The organism is Pedobacter sp. GW460-11-11-14-TSB4 (assembly GCF_059423705.1).
The window spans coordinates 10,773-28,202 of record NZ_JBWKYI010000043.1 but is presented as its reverse complement, the minus strand read 5'-3'; the positions used below and the strand labels follow the sequence as shown (position 1 = coordinate 28,202).

Sequence of the window (17,430 nt, the reverse complement as noted above, 5' to 3'; positions counted from 1 at the left end):
TTTATTTATTTCTTTTTCAATTTTCTCGGTTAAGTTTTTTTTAAATGCTTCGTCCAGTTTAAAATCGTTGTTTTTGAAACTTACAAAGGCCTGATTAATCAACATACTTTGTTGCTGATAAATCCTGCACACAGAACAACCAGCCAAATGAACATGCAATTGCAAGGTCTCTGCTACAGTAATTTTTCCAGCTATTTTTTTTTCAGTTAAAAAAGTAGCCTGTTTACAGTTATTGATCATATTTCTCAGTGCACTTATCATATCAGTTCCAGTTTTTTTGAAGGCAGGCCCTCAGGTTAAGTTTTGTGCGGTGCATAATCACCCAGAAATTAGCAGTGCTGAGTTTTAATTCGGTACAAATCAGCTCTGACGTGAGATCGTCCATATGTTTCATTGAAAATACAGAAAACCATAAGCCAGGAAGTTTGGTCAAACAGTCATTCAAGATAGCACCCAGTTCTTTCATCATTAAAGGGTTATCTATTTCCAAACCAAATGCTCTTGGATAATCTTTTTCAGTCCAGTGTCCTGATTCTGCATCAAAAAAATCCTTCAGTTCGTTTCCTGCGTCCATTATCTTATTAGCAGAACGTTTTCGGTAAAAATCAGCTATTTTGTTTTTTAAAATTGCCGTTAGCCAGGTTTTCTCTTTACTATTTCCCTCAAAGCGATCTAATCTTTGTAAACCTGCCAAAAAAGTATCCTGTACTAAATCTTTAGCTACATTTTCGTCTCTTACGCTCAACATCGCAAAGCCATACAGGTAATCAGCATATTTTTCTACCCAACTTAGTGGGTCTGAATGAACGTTCTTAACTGTATATTCTCTATCCGTTTCGTTCTGCATGTTTTGGTATTATCTTATATAAATATACTGCTTAATTGATTAGTCGCAGGGAATGAAATATCCTTACAAATTATTTTATATTTTTTTTATAAAAAGGCCTGTATGCTGATGGAGCTAAATAAAAATATTTAAAAAAATCATTCTGATTTAAAGTAATTTTTAAAGTTGTACGTCTACAGCTCATAATAAACCTAAAAACTTTTCTATATGATAGCCGTTTTCAAAACAAATGTATCTACGGATAGCGAGTTAAACGTAATCAGTCCATTGCTGAACAGCCAGTTCAAAGAAATTAAATGGAATATCGATTTATGGGATTCTGATAAAATCCTTAGGGTCGATTCGCCAAGAGACTGGACAAAAGAAATTACTGAACTGTTTAACAGTATTGGTTTGCGCTGCATTAATCTCGAAATTTTTCATTCCGAACCTTTTTAACCCCATATTTTCCTTAAAAAGCAGAAATTACCACTCTAAAAAACATAAAAGTTAGAAAAAACTTTCATCAGGGTTAATTTAGCTCCATTTATAGAACGCTGCTTTATTGTAGCATATCTTATGGCTTTCTTTTGGCTATTTTGTAATAGATTATGATTAAATTGCATCATCTATTACATCAATCCCTAATGAAAGAAATTACCGATATCATAAAGGCGTACCAAAAGGCAACGAAGGAAAAGAAAAAAACGGCCCTTGCAACGGTAGTTCAGGTAGAAGGTTCTTCTTACCGCAGACCTGGTGCCAGGATGCTGATTACTGAAGACGGACAGCTAACCGGTGCCATTAGCGGTGGTTGTTTAGAGGGTGATGCGTTACGAAAAGCGCTTTCGGCAATTGTACAGCAGGAGAACAAACTCATTACTTACGATACCACCGACGAAGATGATGCTAAATTTGGTGTTCAGCTGGGCTGCAATGGTATTGTACATATTTTATTCGAACCCATTATAGAAGCGGATGCGTTAAACCCCATAGCTATTTTAACCGCTTTGCAAGGCAAAAGAGCGCATGCCGTATTGGTAACACTTTTTTCCTTAACAGATAAGCTGCAATTGGGCACCAGCATGCTCTTTAGAAATGAACCTGTTTTATCTAAAATTTCAAAAGAAATCAAGGATGAAGTACTTCAGGATGCTGAAGAAGTTTACAGGAATAAAACAGCCACATTCAAAAACTATAAAACTGAAAATCAACAGATTGATGCCTTTCTGGAGTTTATCCAACCCCCAATTTCATTAATTATAGCCGGTGCAGGCAATGATGCACAGCCTCTGGCCGAAATGGCTTACCTTTTGGGTTGGGAAGTAACGGTGATAGACGGAAGGCCTACACATGCCACGCCTCAGCGTTTTACAAACGCAACCAGGGTTTTAGTGAGCAAACCTGAAAACATTTTGGCTCAAATTCAGATAGATGCACAAACCGCTTTTGTACTGATGACACATAATTACAATTATGATCTCGAGCTACTTAAATATCTATTGAATACAAAAGTACCCTATATTGGTACACTAGGCCCAAAGAAAAAGCTGATCAGGATGTTAGGTGAACTGGATTTAGCAACACCGGCAAACGAAACACGTGTGCATGGGCCAATTGGGCTTGATATTGGTGCAGAAACTGCAGAAGAAATTGCCATTTCTATTCTCGCAGAGATTAAATCGGTTTTTACAGGCGCTTCGGCTATGTTTTTAAAAGAGAAGAAAAAACCGATCCACGTTTACGAATTAAAAAGTAATTAAGCATTGAAAACGGGCATCATCATATTGGCAGCTGGCAGCTCTTCACGTTTAGGGAGACCAAAACAGCTTTTGGATTACAAGGGAAAAACACTCTTGCAAACCGTCATAGATGAAGCTTTAGCCACAAATTGCAAACCTGTTCTGGTTGTTTTAGGTGCAAATGCTAAAGAAATAGCCGCCCGGCACCAGAATGATCAGATCAGCATCGTGATTAACGAAAACTGGAAAAATGGAATGGCTTCGAGTATTGTTGCCGGACTTTCATCCATGATCAAAAATAATAGTGCATTGGAATGTATCATTATTGCAGTTGCCGACCAGGCTTTTATAAAAATGAGTAACTTTAATCACTTAATCGAAAAGCAGAAAGAAACGGGTAAAAATATCATTGCCAGTGCATATGCCGAAACGATCGGAACTCCTGTCCTCTTCAAAAAGGATTACTTTGAAGCACTTTTATCGCTCAAAGGCGCAGAAGGGGCAAAAAACATATTAAAACAGCATCCCCATGAGCTGGAAACCGTAATTTTCGAAGGTGGAGGAATTGATATTGATACAGAAACAGATTACAACAATTTAATTAGCCAGCAATGATAGCAGATTCTTTTGGAAGAATACACGATTACCTGCGGATATCGCTTACCGATAACTGTAATTTTCGCTGCTTTTATTGCATGCCTGAAGAAGAGTACGACTTTACCCCTGCCTCCCGGCTCATGCAAACCGACGAAATTATTAAGCTCGCAGCAATTTTTGTGGCCAATGGCGTAAAAAAAATCAGGCTTACCGGCGGTGAACCATTGGTAAGAAAAGATGCCGCCCAAATTATTGCCGCACTGGGTAAACTTCCGGTCGAGCTCGTCATTACCACAAATGGAACCCGCATTGCAGAAATGCTCCCGGTTTTAAAAGAGGCAGGTATTAAAACCATCAATATCAGCTTAGATACCCTTCAGCCGGAAAAATTCTTTATGATTACCCGAAGGGATGTTTTCCATCAGGTACGCAGTAATATCGAACTGCTTTTGCAGCACAAAATCAAGGTAAAAGTAAATATGGTGGTGATGAAAGGTCTTAACGACAATGAGATCGGCGATTTTATCAGTTGGACCAAACATAATCCCATCCAGATCAGGTTTATTGAGTTTATGCCCTTTAGCGGAAACAAGTGGACGAGCAATAAGATGTTCTCTTTAGCTGAAATCCTATCTGTGGTTGAAAAAGATTTCACCGTATTACCTGTTAAAGGAGAAGCACACGATACAGCCAAAAGTTTCATGATCCCTGGTCATGAAGGTTCGTTTGCCATTATCAGCACCATGACCAATCCTTTTTGTGATACCTGTAACCGGATGCGCTTAACTGCAGATGGCAAACTCAAAAACTGCCTTTTTTCGGATAGTGAAACCGATCTGCTTACGGCATTGCGGAAAAATGAAGATGTGCTCCCACTCATTCAATCGGCCATTTGGAGCAAAAAGAAAGCATTGGGTGGGCAACTGGTAAGCGATTTCGAAAAAATTGATGCCACTACCATTCAAAACAGAAGTATGATTACCATTGGAGGATAAAATTTTCATGATTAGCGTTAAAGAAGCAAAAGACCTCATTTCTCAACACATCATAGCATTCAATCCCATTTCAATTGATTTGGCCAAGGCATCGGGACACATTCTTGCAGCCGATGTTTATGCTAAATACGATATTCCTGCATTTAGTCAATCATCTATGGATGGTTATGCCATTAAGTTTGAAGATCAAGAACAAGAGCTCGCCTTAATAGGCGAAATGGCCGCAGGAACGGCAATCCGTATCACTATACAAGAGGGACAAACCAGCAGAATATTTACAGGTGCCCCCTTACCTGAAGGTGCCGACACCGTGGTGATGCAGGAAAAAATTACACGTAAGGATGGAAAAATTACCTTACAAGATCCCAATTTAAAACCTGGCTTAAATGTACGGGATAAAGGTTCAGAAATTATGGCCGGAGCATTGGCAATGGAAAAAGGAAATCTGCTTAGTCCTGCTGCTATTGGCTTTCTGGCAGGGATTGGTATTAACGAAGTTAGCGTTTATCCCATGCCCAAAATTTCGATTATTGTAACGGGAAAAGAATTACAACAACCGGGGAAAACACTCGAATTTGGACAGGTGTATGAATCGAATTCCTATTCGCTTTCTGCAGCTTTAAAACAGGAAGGCATAGAACAGATTACCATTTACGAAGCCGATGATGATCTGGAAATCCTCAAAAAAGTATTACAAACTGCAACAGCAAGCAGTGATGTGGTGCTGCTCACCGGAGGTGTAAGTGTAGGCGATTACGATTTCGTAATCGAAGCAGCTTCACATTGCGGCATCAAACAGATTTTCCATAAGGTGAAACAGAAACCTGGCAAACCGTTATATTTTGGCACCAAAGATCAAAAACTAATATTCGGACTTCCAGGTAATCCTTCATCTGTACTCAGTTGCTATTATAATTATGTATTGCCATCCATCAAATCCTTATCGCATAAAAGCAATAGCGTAATGGAGGTTCAGGCAGAGCTTACGCACACCTATTCCAAACCTGCCGGGTTAACACATTTTCTGAAAGGTAAGTATGAAAATGGGCTGGTTACCCCACTCAGCGCCCAGGAGTCATACCGGTTAAGCTCTTTTGCACAGGCCAATTGCCTGATCTGCCTGAACGAAACACAAGAACATTTTAAAGAAAGCGACATCCTCACCGTATTGATTTTACCAGACTAAACGATGCAAGAAAGTTTTATCCTCTTTTACTGTTTACTTTTTATTGTAGCCTTTTTATATGCTTCAGTTGGGCATGGAGGCGCAAGCGGTTACCTCGCACTGATGGCTATTTTCGCCATTTCGCCTGCCGTAATGAAACCTACGGCACTATTGCTTAACCTGTTTGTTTCTTCCACCTCTTTTATCCAGTTTTACCGCGGTGGCCATTTTAAATGGAAAACTTTTTGGCCTTTTGCGCTCGCTTCCATCCCGCTCTCTTTTGTTGGTGGTATGATGGCCATTGAAAGTTCCATTTATAAAAAGATTTTGGGTGTACTTTTACTCATTCCGGTGATCCGTTTTTTCTTCTTTAAAAATACCGATCCGAAAGATTTCAAACCATCAAACATTCCGTTATCATTGCTTATTGGGGGGATTATCGGTTTACTTTCGGGCATGATTGGCATCGGAGGCGGGATTATCCTTTCTCCTATCCTGTTACTTTTAAAGTGGACGGATCAAAAACAAACTGCAGCCATTAGCGCGGCCTTTATTTTTGTTAATTCGGTTGCCGGTTTAGGCGGACAGTTGATTAAAGGTTTCGAATTTAACAGCCACATGCTCGCTTATGTTGGGGTAGCTTTCGCTGGAGGCATTTGTGGTGCTTATTTTGGTGCCTTAAAATTTCCGCAAACTGTTTTAAAAAATGTACTGGCCTGCGTATTGGCGCTGGCCGCTTATAAATTACTATTTACACATGCATAACATGAAATATCTCATCATCGCCCTATTGTTTTTAAGTTTTGCTGCGCATGCTCAAGAAAGCAAGCAATTTGTAATTGAAGGAAAAGTTAAAACACCATTAACAATTACTTTGAACAATTTAAGCGCCTATAAATCCGTTAGTTTGGATAGTATGACGATTTATAACCACCTGATGCAGCGCAAAAGCAGTATCAAAAACATTAAAGGTGTGCTTTTGAAAGATATTTTGGCCAAGGTAGAAATAGATGCGGCCTCGCCCAAAACATTAAGTGAATATTATCTGGTTTTTACCGCAACCGATAACTATAAAGTTGTGTACTCCTGGAACGAAATCTTTAATTCGCCTACGGGAAATCAAGTGTTGGTTTTAACCGGTTATGATGCCTTACCGGTAAAAGCGGAAAAGGGAAATATCGCCATTATTACGCCCAGCGATTTCGCAACAGGAAGAAGATTTGTAAAAGGATTGAGTAAAATCAGCATCTTACAGGTAAATTAGCAGCATGAAAATTGAAATGATCAGTTTTGGCAAGATCGCCGAGTTTATCAATAATCAAAAAATTGATATTGCTGGTATTGCCGATACCGATGCCTTTAAACAATATATCGAGAATGAGTTTCCTGCTTTAAAAAGCATGAAATATAAACTTGCCCTGAACAAAAATATCGTTCAGGAAAACACCGAAATTACCAACAACGCCACAATAGCAATAATGCCTCCTTTTTCCGGAGGATAAACGATATGAGTGCAGAGCGATACAACAGGCAGATTATCCTTAAGGGATTTGGGGAGGAAGCACAGCAAAAGCTTTTAAGGGCTAAAGTACTGGTAATTGGTGCCGGTGGCTTGGGCTGTCCTGCGTTGCAATACCTGGCTGCAGCCGGCATTGGCCATATTGGTATTGTTGATGATGATACCATCTCACTATCCAATTTACACCGACAGATTCTTTTTACAACAGCCGATATCGGAAAGCTGAAAGTAGAGGTTGCCGCGAAGCGCCTGCAGGAGATGAATACCCAGATCGGAATCATTCGTCACCCCATACGCTTGCAGAAAAATAATATCCTCGATATTGTATCCAGATATGATTACATATTGGATGGTACAGATAATTTCGAATCCAGGTACCTGATTAACGATGCCTGCGCACTGCTGAACAAGCCCCTTATATTTGCCGCAGTTTCGGGTTTTGAAGGTCAGTTAGCCATATTTAATGCTCCCGATCATCTAACACCCAGCACCAATTACCGCGATCTCTTTCCCATTCCACCCGATAAAGGAGAAGTAGCCAATTGTGCCGAAAATGGTATTATTGGTGTATTACCGGGCATATTGGGCACCATGGCAGCTGCAGAAACCATTAAACTGATTGCCAAAATCGGCCAGGCCTTAACCAATAAAATATTAAGTTATAATTTACTTACACAAGAACAATATACCATCAATATTAGTCACGGAGGCGGTTATACCCTACCCAAAACTGTTGATGAATTTTTAAATATGGATTATCAGGATACGAGCGAAGGACCACAGGGATATATAGAAATTGATGCCGGCGAGCTGGTTAAACTACAACAATTAGAATCGACGATTTTAATCGATGTACGCGAAAGGCACGAAGTACCAATACTGGATAAACAAATTTTTACACAGGTACCAATGTCGGAATTCGGAGCCTTTATGAGTAAAGAGTTTTATCAAAAACATGTGGTTTTAATCTGCCAGCATGGAATCAGAAGTGTAGCCGCAGCAGAAGCCATGCAGGAAAAATATGGCGATGCCAAAAAGATTTACAGTTTAAAAGGTGGTATTGTAAAATGTAGAGATCATTTTCTCAGACCCTAACATGAGCGAAAAAAAGATAAAGAACATATTTGTAAATGGCCCGATAGCACCCGCTTTTATTGCCGATAGCATTGCCAAACACAGCAGCAAAACCGCTATTGGTGGCCATAGCATTTTTATGGGTCAGGTGAGAAAAGATGAAATTGAGGGTAAATTTGTTGCAGCGATAGATTATACCGCATATGAAGACCTTGCGCTCGAAAAAATGCATCAGATCAGGGAAGAGGTTTTCGAAAAATATCCATTAAACTGCATGCACATTTATCATAGCCTGGGCAGGGTTAAAACCGGTGAGATCTGTCTCTTTGTTTTTACCTCATCAGCCCATCGTAAACCCGCAATAGCCGCTTGCAGCGAAGTAGTAGACCGGCTAAAAGCAGAATTACCCATCTGGGGAAAAGAAATATTCGAAGACGAAACCCATCAGTGGAAAGAAAATAGTTAAATATGGTAAACATCACAAAAAAATCCAATACCCTAAGGATTGCCATTGCAACCGCAACCGTAAAGGTATCTAAGCAGGAAACCATCGATGCCGTTGAACAGCGCAAAATTCCCAAAGGCGATGTATTTGAATTTGCACGGGCTGCCGGATTATTTGGGGTAAAAAAAACCAGCGAGGTGATTCCAGATTGCCACCCGCTCCCCATAGAATATACCGCTATTACCTACGAAATTGTGGGTTTAACCATTATCATTACCGTTGAAGTACATACCATTTACAAAACAGGTGTAGAAGTTGAAGCCATGCACGGTGCCTCCGTTACCGCCTTAACGATGTATGATATGTTAAAACCAATTGACAAAGGAGTTGAAATAGAAAATATTAGGTTATTAAAAAAATCGGGCGGAAAATCTGACCTTAAAAATGCCAGATTCCCCGAAATTAAAGCTGCTGTTGTGGTATGTTCAGATTCTATTTTCCAGAATAAAGCACAGGATAGCTCTGGTAAAGCGATTATTTCGAGATTGGCACAATGGGAAATTAACGCAACAAAATATGAAATTCTACCCGACGAAATCAACCTCATCCGTGATAAAGCCAGCGAATTAAGTAAAGGTGGTTACCAGCTGATCATTTTTACCGGCGGAACCGGACTTTCGCCACGAGATGTAACCCCGGAAGCGATAGCGCCTTTAATTGACCGGAACATTGAAGGGATTATGGAAACTGCCCGCCGTTACGGACAGGAGCGCATGCCTTATGCCATGCTTTCGCGCGGTGTAGCCGGTTTTATTGGAGAAACGCTGGTACTTACTTTCCCAGGATCGAAAAGTGGTGTAGAAGAAAGTATGGATGCCCTGTTCCCGCAGGTTTTACACTTGTTTAAGGTGATTAAGGGCGAAAAACATTAGATTGAGTTAAATCGTCATTTCGTTAGTCGGGATTTGTAATCCCGTCTTAAAAACCAAGGATTTATAATCCTTAAACACATAGATCAAAATGCGGATTACAAAGCCGCAGGGCGCTGGCCAAAACCACAGATCCTGACCAGCGCAAACCTTTCATTATAAACCCGATAGCAGTGGATGCCGATTCTTCATCGGCTGGAACGAATAGCGGGACTACCTTGCCCCATGGCGTACTAACATTCATTTCCAAAACCTAAAAATTATTATCCTTCGACAAACTCAGGATGACCTCTCTTTTTTAATGCATACACTTTATTCGACCTTATCGTTAGTCGGGATTTGTAATCCCGTCTTAAGAACCAAGGATTTCTAATTCTTAAACACATAGATCAAAAAGGCGGATTACAAATCCGCAGGACGAAGGTCAGGATCTGTGATCCTGACCAGCACACTACTCCATAAACATTGTTTAAAGATTTCTCCACTGCGGTCGAAATGACGACTGATTTTTAGAATCTGTCAGTAGTAACTTGTTTGGAATCGTAATGCCTCAGCAATAGCTTTATTTTGCATTAAGATTTCCGCCTACGCGGAAAAGACGAATTCACAATCATCAACAAGATTAAATCTAAACAGCAAAAATGTTTTTTGTGATAAAAAATTAAGTCCTATTTTTGCGGCATGTCGTCTAAATATAAGATTTTATACTTTTTCCAAAATTCTGATACCGCTATACTAGAAATTCAGCGTCTTGGTCTGCCCGACAATGCAGATGCAGAGGCAACCTACCACTGGCTTTACTTTGATAAAATTACAGGATCGTTGGTTAAATTATGGTTCAGGTCGATGGATTCTTCTACCGAAATTGAAGAACGTTATTTTGAGCAAGGTTATCTTAAATTCAATAAAACAGAGGCTACCTATATAGAAAAACACAATTCTTCTCAACAAAAGCTCAATAATATGGGCAATAGAGCTATTGGAGAGGATATAAGTGTTTTATTGGAAAATTATCTGAAATAATTCAGGCCATTTCCGGCAGCTCTGATTCTAAACCAACTTTACTTAAAGGATAACGGGAGGCATAGAAATCCTGAAGCGACTGGCAGAAATCCGGATACCATTCTTGCTTTTGCATGCTTTCTAAAAGTTGCGCACAGGCCAGTACATCGGCATCGGCCTGATGCAATGCATGAGCAACAAAATTAACCACATCCCAAATGCCTTCCATCATAAAAAACCGAAAGGTAGACAGGATTGCAGACCATTGCACTTTTTTAGCCTGCAATAAAAAGAACCGCGAAACAGGACTGCATAAACGTTTAAAAGCCATGTAATCCTCTTCTGCACCCTCGAGATTCAAAAGGCCGTCACTATAGGGTAGATTTACAATTTCTGCCGCAATTTTATCACGGCCATGGAAATAAACACTCCCTGCACAGATAGAAGATATCGATATCAGTGCTAAATGATCGTAGATTTCGGGATGCATTTTCAACTTGCCATTGCGTACAAACACCAGTCCGCCTTTTTTGGCAGCGCCAGCTTGTGTATTCATAGCTGATAAACTTAAGAGTTCAAACTCGCCAGCAAAATTAAGTGCTGCTACAAACTGTGCTGCAGCCATAAAAGTACCCCGATCAAGCGGTTTATTGTTGATAACAGGTTTCTGAATTGAAAAAATAGAAAGTTGCAAAAATATTTAATTTGTTTGGTTCCGGCCGATTGTATCGACATTAGCAAAAATAAAAATCCAATCCAGAAAACAATGATGTTGATCGCGGGTAAAGCGAGTCAGAATGGTAATCAACTAGAAATGAGAAGGAAATTTTTTCAACCTTTTTGTTCATTAAATGGTATACTCGTTTTCGATGGTATTTAAAACATGCGGGCAAAAAAAAAGCAGGACTAAATCCTGCTCAAAATCTTTTTGGGAAAGAATTAAACAACTCTTACTTTCACTGCATTAAGGCCTTTTTTGCCTTCTTGAACTTCGTATTCAACTGTATCATTTTCTCTGATTTCGTCAATCAGGCCTGATGCATGCACAAAAATCTCAGATCCGCTTTCTTCTTTAATAAAGCCAAAGCCTTTTTCTGAGTTAAAAAATTTTACTGTTCCGTTTTTCATTATACTGGATGTTTTTAAATTAAAAACCAAAAATAGGATTAAAACCGAAAAACCAAAATTACTGGCAAATAAAATTGCTAATTATGCACAAAAAGATTTACAACTGTAAAGATTACGGCGGCCATTTTACAGTCTGAAATATTAAGCACGATGTTGATGAGGGGTTAAAAAGATTTTCCCTGCGTAATGGAAGAATACCAATTAATAGGATGCGACCTTAAATTCATGCCATCACTCTCAATATGATACAAGATAATGGGCATACTAAAATCGACAAAACGCTCTACCTGTCTGGACAGTTTACCGAGAAAATCCATACTCGATATACCCTCTTTTAAATGAACGTAAATTACACTGCCTGTTTTAAACTCAAAGCGTTCTACCACTCCTGGCCACTCTGCTTTTATCCTGGTGAGGAAAGCTTTGATTTTGGTTTCTTCTTTTAGATTTTCCATAAGCTTATCAGGTTTTTTAATATATGCTAATTTAAAAAATTATTCCAAATAAGATTAATTGTAACAGTACCTATACAATTAGAAAGTAAACTAATGATGATGTCGAAGGCAGTAAAGAATCTTTAATTAAAGTGCTAAGATGGGCTAAAGCATTTAGATTTTCAATCAAGTTGGGAATGACGATATATTCTCTTCGTCATTCCCGCGCAGGCGGGAATCTTAATACCACATACAAAAAGACAAACGCGCTAAAGCATTAAGATTCCCAATCAAGTTGGGAATGACGATATATCCCCGTTACGTCATTCCCGCGCAGGCGGGAATCTTAATACCACATACAAAAGGACAAACCCGCTAACGCTTAAGATTCCCAGTCGAGCTGGGAATGACGCCACCTGTTACTTAGCCGAAACAACTTCTATATTATCAGCGATGTGATGATGAAAAGTGAAGATGTTTTGATGACAGAGGTTATGTACAGGATCGGTATTCAAACACAATCATACTTTACAAAAGCCTTTAAGAAAGAGTTCGGCGTAACGCCAACCGGCTACATGCAGAACCTAAAACCTTAAGGATGGATTAAATTAAAAAAGCCCTTCAATCCTGAGAGGGCTTTTTCATAGTCGTCTATCCCTATAAGTAGGAATCCAAAACTAATTAATGTGTTTAATATTTTTAGGGGTTGAATAAACTGAACAGAAAAATTTTTCAGCTTAATTCATCCTTGTTTTTTGTGCTTCACATGCCTTTAAACGGCCATAACGAACTATTACTCCACTCCCTTTGCATTCACGGGAATAACATACAGTGATTTTGAAGCCGTGATAAAAAGCATGTTTTTGTCTTTTCCACCAAAACAAATGTTACCACACCACTCTTCGGGTATATCAATATGGCCAATTTTTTCGCCTGTAGGCTTGTAAATATTCACTCCTTTTCCGGTCACATAAATATTTCCCTTACTGTCTAAAGTCATCCCGTCAGAATGCTGATTAAGGATTAGTTGCCTGTCTGTTAATTTAGCATCGGTACCAATATGATAACGGTAGGTTTTATTCGCCCCCATATCGGCCACATATAAAAATTTACCATCTGGCGTACCCACAATACCGTTAGGTTTAACCACATCATCGGCAACCACGATGGCTTCTTTTTTCCCTTTTGGAAGGTAATACACTTTTTGACCTTCAATTTCGGGCGATTTTCTTGTCCAGTAGTCGCGTTGGTAATAAGGATCTGTAAAATAAATGCCTCCCTTGGCATCCAACCAGATATCGTTCGGTCCGTTCACCTTTTTGCCCTCATAGTCGCTGAAGAGCACTTTTATTTTTTTATTTTTATCAATAGACCAGATCTGGTTATGCTCGTCAGCACAAACAATGAGGTTGCCCTTTTTATCGAAATAAGTTCCGTTTGCCCTACCCGATTTATCCATATACAGGCTCAGTTTTCCATCAATACCATATTTCCAGATCTTATCATTAGGCTGGTCAGTAAAAAAAACATTCCCTTGTTTATCAACCGAAGCACCTTCTGTAAACTTAAACTGTGCAGAAATCACCTTTAAACTATCCTGAACAAAAAGGTTATCGCCTGCATTTTGTGCAAAAGCACTAACGCCAAAGGCAGAAAATGCCAAAAAGAAGAAGTATTTTTTCATTTGTATTTTTTAATATATAATCGGTGTTTGCTGGTCGGGATTTGTAATCCCGATCATCGAGTTAAGGATTTTTAATGCATTTGTGGATTGCAAATCCACAATTCACACAGTCGAGATTATAAATCCCGACTAACCAATGGTTGTAAAAGTATTAACTTACCCGTTTCCCTTTTAGTAACATATTTAGTGCATCGTTCAGCGTTCCGGCCTTTTGCACTTCACCTTCATTTACAAAATAAATTTCGTCGGCATTTTCGATCGTATTTAAACGGTGTGCAATAATCACCAGCGTAGTTTCTTTTGATAGCTTATTTAAAATGCTTCCCAAAAGTTGTTCGGTTATGGTATCGATATTGGCTGTGGCCTCATCAAGGATCAACAGCTCAGGATTCCTTAACACCGCTCGCATAAAAGCGATCAGCTGTTTCTGCCCCAGACTGATGCTATCCGATCCTGAAGTAATCTGCGTATTTAAGCCCTCTTCAAATATGGCTAAAAGTGCATTCAGATTGGCTTCTTCAATTATTTTCTCCAGCTGTGCATCACTTACCTCTTTATATTGGCTGTTGCCGTACAAAATATTTTCTTTTACCGTTCCGGTAAATAAAAATGGCTCCTGCAAAATGAAACCGATTTTTTGTGTTCTTTCTTCAGCAGAAAATGAACGGATATCTTTACCATTTAATAAAACCGTTCCTTTTGTGGCATCGTACAAGCGGGAGATTAAGGAAGCAGTGGTGGTTTTCCCCCCTCCGGTTGGCCCAATTAAGGCGTAAGTTTTTCCCTTTTCAAATTTCAGGTTAATGTTATGGAGGATTTCTTTACTGTCATCATAAGAAAAATGCACATTTTTAAATTCCAGTAAAGCATCAGATGTGATGGTTTCTTTTGTTTCAATCTGCTTCAGGTCACTTTCTAACGATAAAATCTGCGATATCCTGTCCCAACTGGCCATCGCCACCTGAAAGCTGGTCCAAAGGGCCGCCAATTGTCTTAATGGATTATAAAAATTGGTGGTATAAGCAATATAACTCACCAATAAACCCAAAGTAAAGTTGCCGGTAGAAATGAGATAAATACCGAATAACAAGGTAATCAGTTGTGCTATGCTCGATAGCAATCCATAAACAGGCACAAAAATATTGTTAGCTAAACCAGCACCTATTGCCGTTTTATAGTTTTCAGTATTGGCTTCATCAAAACGTTTTCTAAAATAATCCCTGCGGTTAAAGGCAATAATCACTTTAAAGTTGTTCAGGCTTTCCTGTATTTCGGCGCTCATTCCGCCAACGCTTTTTAAGTTTTTAGCATTTTTTCCTTTTACCCAGGGCGATAACGCCATCGTAAAAAGAACAATCACCACTGCGGGCGAAAGTGTTGCAGCCCCCAGTTCTAGATTAATCGAAAGCAGAAAAATACCTGCTCCAATCATCGTGACTATACTGCCAATGAACTGCATTAACGATTGCGAAAAAAACTGGTTAAGCTTATCGGTATCGTTATTCACCCTCGAAATCAGGTCTCCTGCTTTATTCTGGTTAAAAAATGAAACGGGTAACTCCTGCAGTTTATTAAAAATGGCATTCCGTAAAGTGTATAACATTCGCTGGCCCACTCCCCCCATCAACCTGGTTTGGGTGTAACCGGTAACCATGGCAATCATGTAGATCACCAACAGGATACCACCAAAAATAAGCACACCGTGAAATTGTTTGGTGCGAATATAGGCATCAACCGTGTGGCCCACTAACAATGGCCCCAAGAGCAATAGACCTGAGTTTACCAAAATGGCAATTAGTGCCAGCCAAAGGTTTTTACGTTCAGCGGATATCAGTTTTAGCAGGCTTTTTAAAGCCTTATAGGTAGATTGCTTTTCCTGCTTGTTGCTAAGCTGGTTAAGATTGTAGTTCATAATTACTGGTGCTCTGTTGTGAATTGTAAATCTGAACATATTCAGGACTGCTTTTCAGCAACTCCTGATGGGTTCCTTCTGCAATGATTTCGCCTTCCATCAGCAAGATCACTTTATCATAATGTTCAACAGAAGCTATTTTTTGGGTAATAGAAAGTAAAGTTAAACCTGGATAATTTTGCTGGATATTTTCCAGAATCCTTTTCTCTGTATTGGTATCCACACGGGCTGTAAAATCGTCTAGTAATAAAATCTTGGGATTCACCGCTAAAGCCCTGGCCAGCATAATTCTTTGTTTTTGCCCACCTGAAAGGCTGTTTCCGCGCTCCGAAACAATGGTATTCAATTGATCGGGCAAAGCATCTATAAAATCTTTAAGTTCTGCAGTGGCAATGGCTTTGGCCAGCGATTCGTCTGTAACGGTATCGCTAAAGGCAATATTTTCCCTAATGCTCATGTTGAACATGATACTGTCCTGAAATACAAAGCCTACCTGTTGGTGGAAATTCTCCTGGTTATACTTCTTAATTTCTTCGTGATCAAACAAGGCCGCACCAGAATCTGCTTCAATCAGACCTGTTAAAATATAAAGCAGTTGTGATTTGCCTGCAGCCGTAGGGCCAATAATTGCCGTTTTAGAACCTGCTTTGGCAGAAAATGATACCGACTTTAAAATTGGCTTCTGTCCAAAACTCAAAGTAATATTTTTCGCTTCTACATCTCCCTTCAATTGTGTAGTCAGGATGCCTGGATGTTTAATCTCCGCAGCATTTAACACCGTTTCTATCCTTTGGTATGACGCTGTAGCCTGTGCAATCACATTGCTCATAAAACCAATCACCAAAATGGGAAATATAATGAGGGTAAGGTAACTGCTAAAAGCAGTAAACTCGCCCAGGCTCATCGAATTGGTAATTACAAAGTGACCACCCAGCACTAAAATGCATAAACCAGATAAATTGGCTGTAAAAACAATCACCGGAATCAAGGCTGCAAACATGCGGAGGATGGATATCCCTAAATCTCTCGCTTTGGCATTTGCATCCAAAAATTTATGGTATTCTAAGGCTTGCGAATTAATTACGCGGATTAAAGCAGAACCCAAAATACTTTCGCTGATGACCTTGTTCAGCCAATCGATTACTTCCCTGCTCTTTTTGAAAAGCACTTTTACCTTGCTGAGCACATAAAAAAATGCACCGCCAATAATCGGTACAATCGCAATTACACAAAGTGCCAGTTTCCAATTGATCATCAGGAGCAGAATACTTGCCCCAACAATTAAAAATATAGATGAACAGATAGAAACAATAGCCTGCGAAACAAACATTTTGATCGAATCAACATCGGCGGTAAGGTTAGTCAGCAGTTTTGAGGGGTTAGCCTGAATAATATAGGCATGGCTTTGTCGCGAAATCTGATTAGATAACCTGGTTCTTAAATCTCTTGCCACACGCTCAGAAGCATAGGTTTGTACGATACTTTGTAAATAAGTAAAGATAAAAACCAGAACAATGGCCAGCGAAAACTGAAGCAGGATAGATTGAAGGTTAAAAGTTTTGTTGGTATAAGAATCGATACCGCTGGCAATAATCTTCGGTAAGAGTAGGTTGATACCGTTACTGAGCAAAGCAAACAGGATCAGCATAAAAATTAAGCCCCTGTAATTACCAAGTAAACTGAAAATACTGGGCTTTTTGGCTTCTTTGGTTTTTTCCATATCAATGAAGATACCTTAAATTGTAGGTTCCAAATTTAGCCGAATTAATTGATATCGTTTGTAAGAAAATTATAGAAGAAGAAGAAAGCTATAAAATTAAAAGAGTCTGTATCATAATTATAGATTTGTCATCCTGAGCTTGTCGAAGGACTTATTTAAATACCTCCTAAGGTGTTTCGACAAGCTCAACATGACATAACTTAAGGAGAAATTACTTTTATGATACAGGCTCCTACTTAATATTTAACCGTTTAAACA

At 39.2% G+C, this 17,430-nt stretch carries 21 protein-coding genes; 13 read left to right on the top strand and 8 right to left on the bottom strand.

Annotated elements, in window-relative coordinates; translation table 11 throughout:
• Positions 1-261: hypothetical protein (locus AC07YT_RS24060; RefSeq protein WP_494945562.1), on the bottom strand; the 261-nt coding region annotated here is incomplete at its 3' end.
• Position 262: 1 nt separating this feature from the next.
• Complete coding sequence (locus tag AC07YT_RS24055) at positions 263-847, bottom strand: sigma-70 family RNA polymerase sigma factor (protein ID WP_086547002.1); 585 nt, start codon at positions 845-847, stop codon at positions 263-265.
• A 207-nt stretch (positions 848-1,054) separates the two neighbouring features.
• On the opposite strand from AC07YT_RS24055, the gene AC07YT_RS24050 reads away from it, so the two are divergent.
• From AC07YT_RS24050 to AC07YT_RS23995, 12 genes are all read left to right on the top strand, one after another.
• Complete coding sequence (locus tag AC07YT_RS24050) at positions 1,055-1,285, top strand: hypothetical protein (RefSeq protein ID WP_086547003.1); 231 nt, start codon at positions 1,055-1,057, stop codon at positions 1,283-1,285.
• Between the two features lie 188 nt (positions 1,286-1,473).
• The gene (locus tag AC07YT_RS24045) at positions 1,474-2,589 is read left to right on the top strand and encodes an XdhC family protein (RefSeq protein ID WP_086547004.1); all 1,116 of its coding nucleotides are present in this window, start codon (positions 1,474-1,476) and stop codon (positions 2,587-2,589) included.
• 3 nt (positions 2,590-2,592) lie between these two features.
• Positions 2,593-3,183, top strand: coding sequence for a nucleotidyltransferase family protein (locus AC07YT_RS24040; RefSeq protein ID WP_086547005.1), 591 nt, complete (start codon positions 2,593-2,595; stop codon positions 3,181-3,183).
• Positions 3,180-4,160, top strand: coding sequence for a GTP 3',8-cyclase MoaA (gene moaA / locus AC07YT_RS24035; protein WP_086547006.1), 981 nt, complete (start codon positions 3,180-3,182; stop codon positions 4,158-4,160). Before AC07YT_RS24040 ends, moaA begins: the two co-directional genes overlap by 4 nt.
• Positions 4,161-4,167: 7 nt before the next feature.
• Positions 4,168-5,346 carry a molybdopterin molybdotransferase MoeA gene (locus tag AC07YT_RS24030; RefSeq protein ID WP_086549362.1) on the top strand — a complete coding sequence of 393 codons (1,179 nt, stop codon included), beginning with the start codon at positions 4,168-4,170 and terminating at the stop codon, positions 5,344-5,346.
• 3 nt (positions 5,347-5,349) lie between these two features.
• Positions 5,350-6,090 carry a sulfite exporter TauE/SafE family protein gene (locus tag AC07YT_RS24025; protein WP_086547007.1) on the top strand — a complete coding sequence of 247 codons (741 nt, stop codon included), beginning with the start codon at positions 5,350-5,352 and terminating at the stop codon, positions 6,088-6,090.
• A gap of 1 nt (position 6,091) precedes the next feature.
• Positions 6,092-6,589: a molybdopterin-binding protein gene (locus AC07YT_RS24020; RefSeq protein ID WP_086547008.1), complete on the top strand. Its 498-nt coding sequence runs from the start codon at positions 6,092-6,094 to the stop codon at positions 6,587-6,589.
• 4 nt (positions 6,590-6,593) lie between these two features.
• Positions 6,594-6,827: a MoaD/ThiS family protein gene (locus AC07YT_RS24015; RefSeq protein ID WP_086547009.1), complete on the top strand. Its 234-nt coding sequence runs from the start codon at positions 6,594-6,596 to the stop codon at positions 6,825-6,827.
• A gap of 5 nt (positions 6,828-6,832) precedes the next feature.
• Positions 6,833-7,939: a HesA/MoeB/ThiF family protein gene (locus AC07YT_RS24010; protein WP_086547010.1), complete on the top strand. Its 1,107-nt coding sequence runs from the start codon at positions 6,833-6,835 to the stop codon at positions 7,937-7,939.
• Position 7,940: 1 nt separating this feature from the next.
• Positions 7,941-8,384: a molybdenum cofactor biosynthesis protein MoaE gene (locus tag AC07YT_RS24005; RefSeq protein WP_086547011.1), complete on the top strand. Its 444-nt coding sequence runs from the start codon at positions 7,941-7,943 to the stop codon at positions 8,382-8,384.
• A 2-nt stretch (positions 8,385-8,386) separates the two neighbouring features.
• On the top strand, positions 8,387-9,295 hold the full coding sequence (moaCB, locus tag AC07YT_RS24000; RefSeq protein ID WP_086547012.1) for a bifunctional molybdenum cofactor biosynthesis protein MoaC/MoaB: 909 nt from the start codon (positions 8,387-8,389) through the stop codon (positions 9,293-9,295).
• Positions 9,296-9,973: 678 nt separating this feature from the next.
• Positions 9,974-10,315 carry a hypothetical protein gene (locus AC07YT_RS23995; RefSeq protein WP_086547013.1) on the top strand — a complete coding sequence of 114 codons (342 nt, stop codon included), beginning with the start codon at positions 9,974-9,976 and terminating at the stop codon, positions 10,313-10,315.
• A gap of 1 nt (position 10,316) precedes the next feature.
• Here AC07YT_RS23995 and AC07YT_RS23990 read toward each other — a convergent pair whose 3' ends face one another.
• The 3 genes from AC07YT_RS23990 to AC07YT_RS23980 all read right to left on the bottom strand — a co-directional run bounded on the left by AC07YT_RS23990 (position 10,317) and on the right by AC07YT_RS23980 (position 11,877).
• Positions 10,317-10,988 carry a hypothetical protein gene (locus AC07YT_RS23990; RefSeq protein WP_086547014.1) on the bottom strand — a complete coding sequence of 224 codons (672 nt, stop codon included), beginning with the start codon at positions 10,986-10,988 and terminating at the stop codon, positions 10,317-10,319.
• Between the two features lie 245 nt (positions 10,989-11,233).
• Positions 11,234-11,422 (bottom strand): cold-shock protein, encoded by a 189-nt coding sequence (locus AC07YT_RS23985; protein ID WP_025142821.1) that lies wholly within the window; start codon positions 11,420-11,422, stop codon positions 11,234-11,236.
• A gap of 164 nt (positions 11,423-11,586) precedes the next feature.
• Entirely contained in the window at positions 11,587-11,877 is a 291-nt protein-coding gene (locus AC07YT_RS23980; protein WP_057933358.1) for a hypothetical protein, read from the bottom strand.
• A gap of 437 nt (positions 11,878-12,314) precedes the next feature.
• On the opposite strand from AC07YT_RS23980, the gene AC07YT_RS23975 reads away from it, so the two are divergent.
• Positions 12,315-12,452, top strand: a complete 138-nt coding sequence (locus AC07YT_RS23975; protein ID WP_086547015.1) for a helix-turn-helix domain-containing protein — start codon at positions 12,315-12,317, stop codon at positions 12,450-12,452.
• A gap of 197 nt (positions 12,453-12,649) precedes the next feature.
• Here the strand turns inward: AC07YT_RS23975 and AC07YT_RS23970 are convergent, their stop codons facing one another.
• From AC07YT_RS23970 to AC07YT_RS23960, 3 genes are all read right to left on the bottom strand, one after another.
• Positions 12,650-13,540 carry an SMP-30/gluconolactonase/LRE family protein gene (locus AC07YT_RS23970; RefSeq protein ID WP_086547016.1) on the bottom strand — a complete coding sequence of 297 codons (891 nt, stop codon included), beginning with the start codon at positions 13,538-13,540 and terminating at the stop codon, positions 12,650-12,652.
• A gap of 151 nt (positions 13,541-13,691) precedes the next feature.
• The gene (locus AC07YT_RS23965; RefSeq protein WP_086547017.1) at positions 13,692-15,452 is read right to left on the bottom strand and encodes an ABC transporter ATP-binding protein; all 1,761 of its coding nucleotides are present in this window, start codon (positions 15,450-15,452) and stop codon (positions 13,692-13,694) included.
• Complete coding sequence (locus tag AC07YT_RS23960) at positions 15,436-17,172, bottom strand: ABC transporter ATP-binding protein (RefSeq protein WP_086547018.1); 1,737 nt, start codon at positions 17,170-17,172, stop codon at positions 15,436-15,438. The genes AC07YT_RS23965 and AC07YT_RS23960 overlap by 17 nt, the downstream gene beginning before the upstream one ends.
• Positions 17,173-17,430 lie beyond the last annotated feature (258 nt).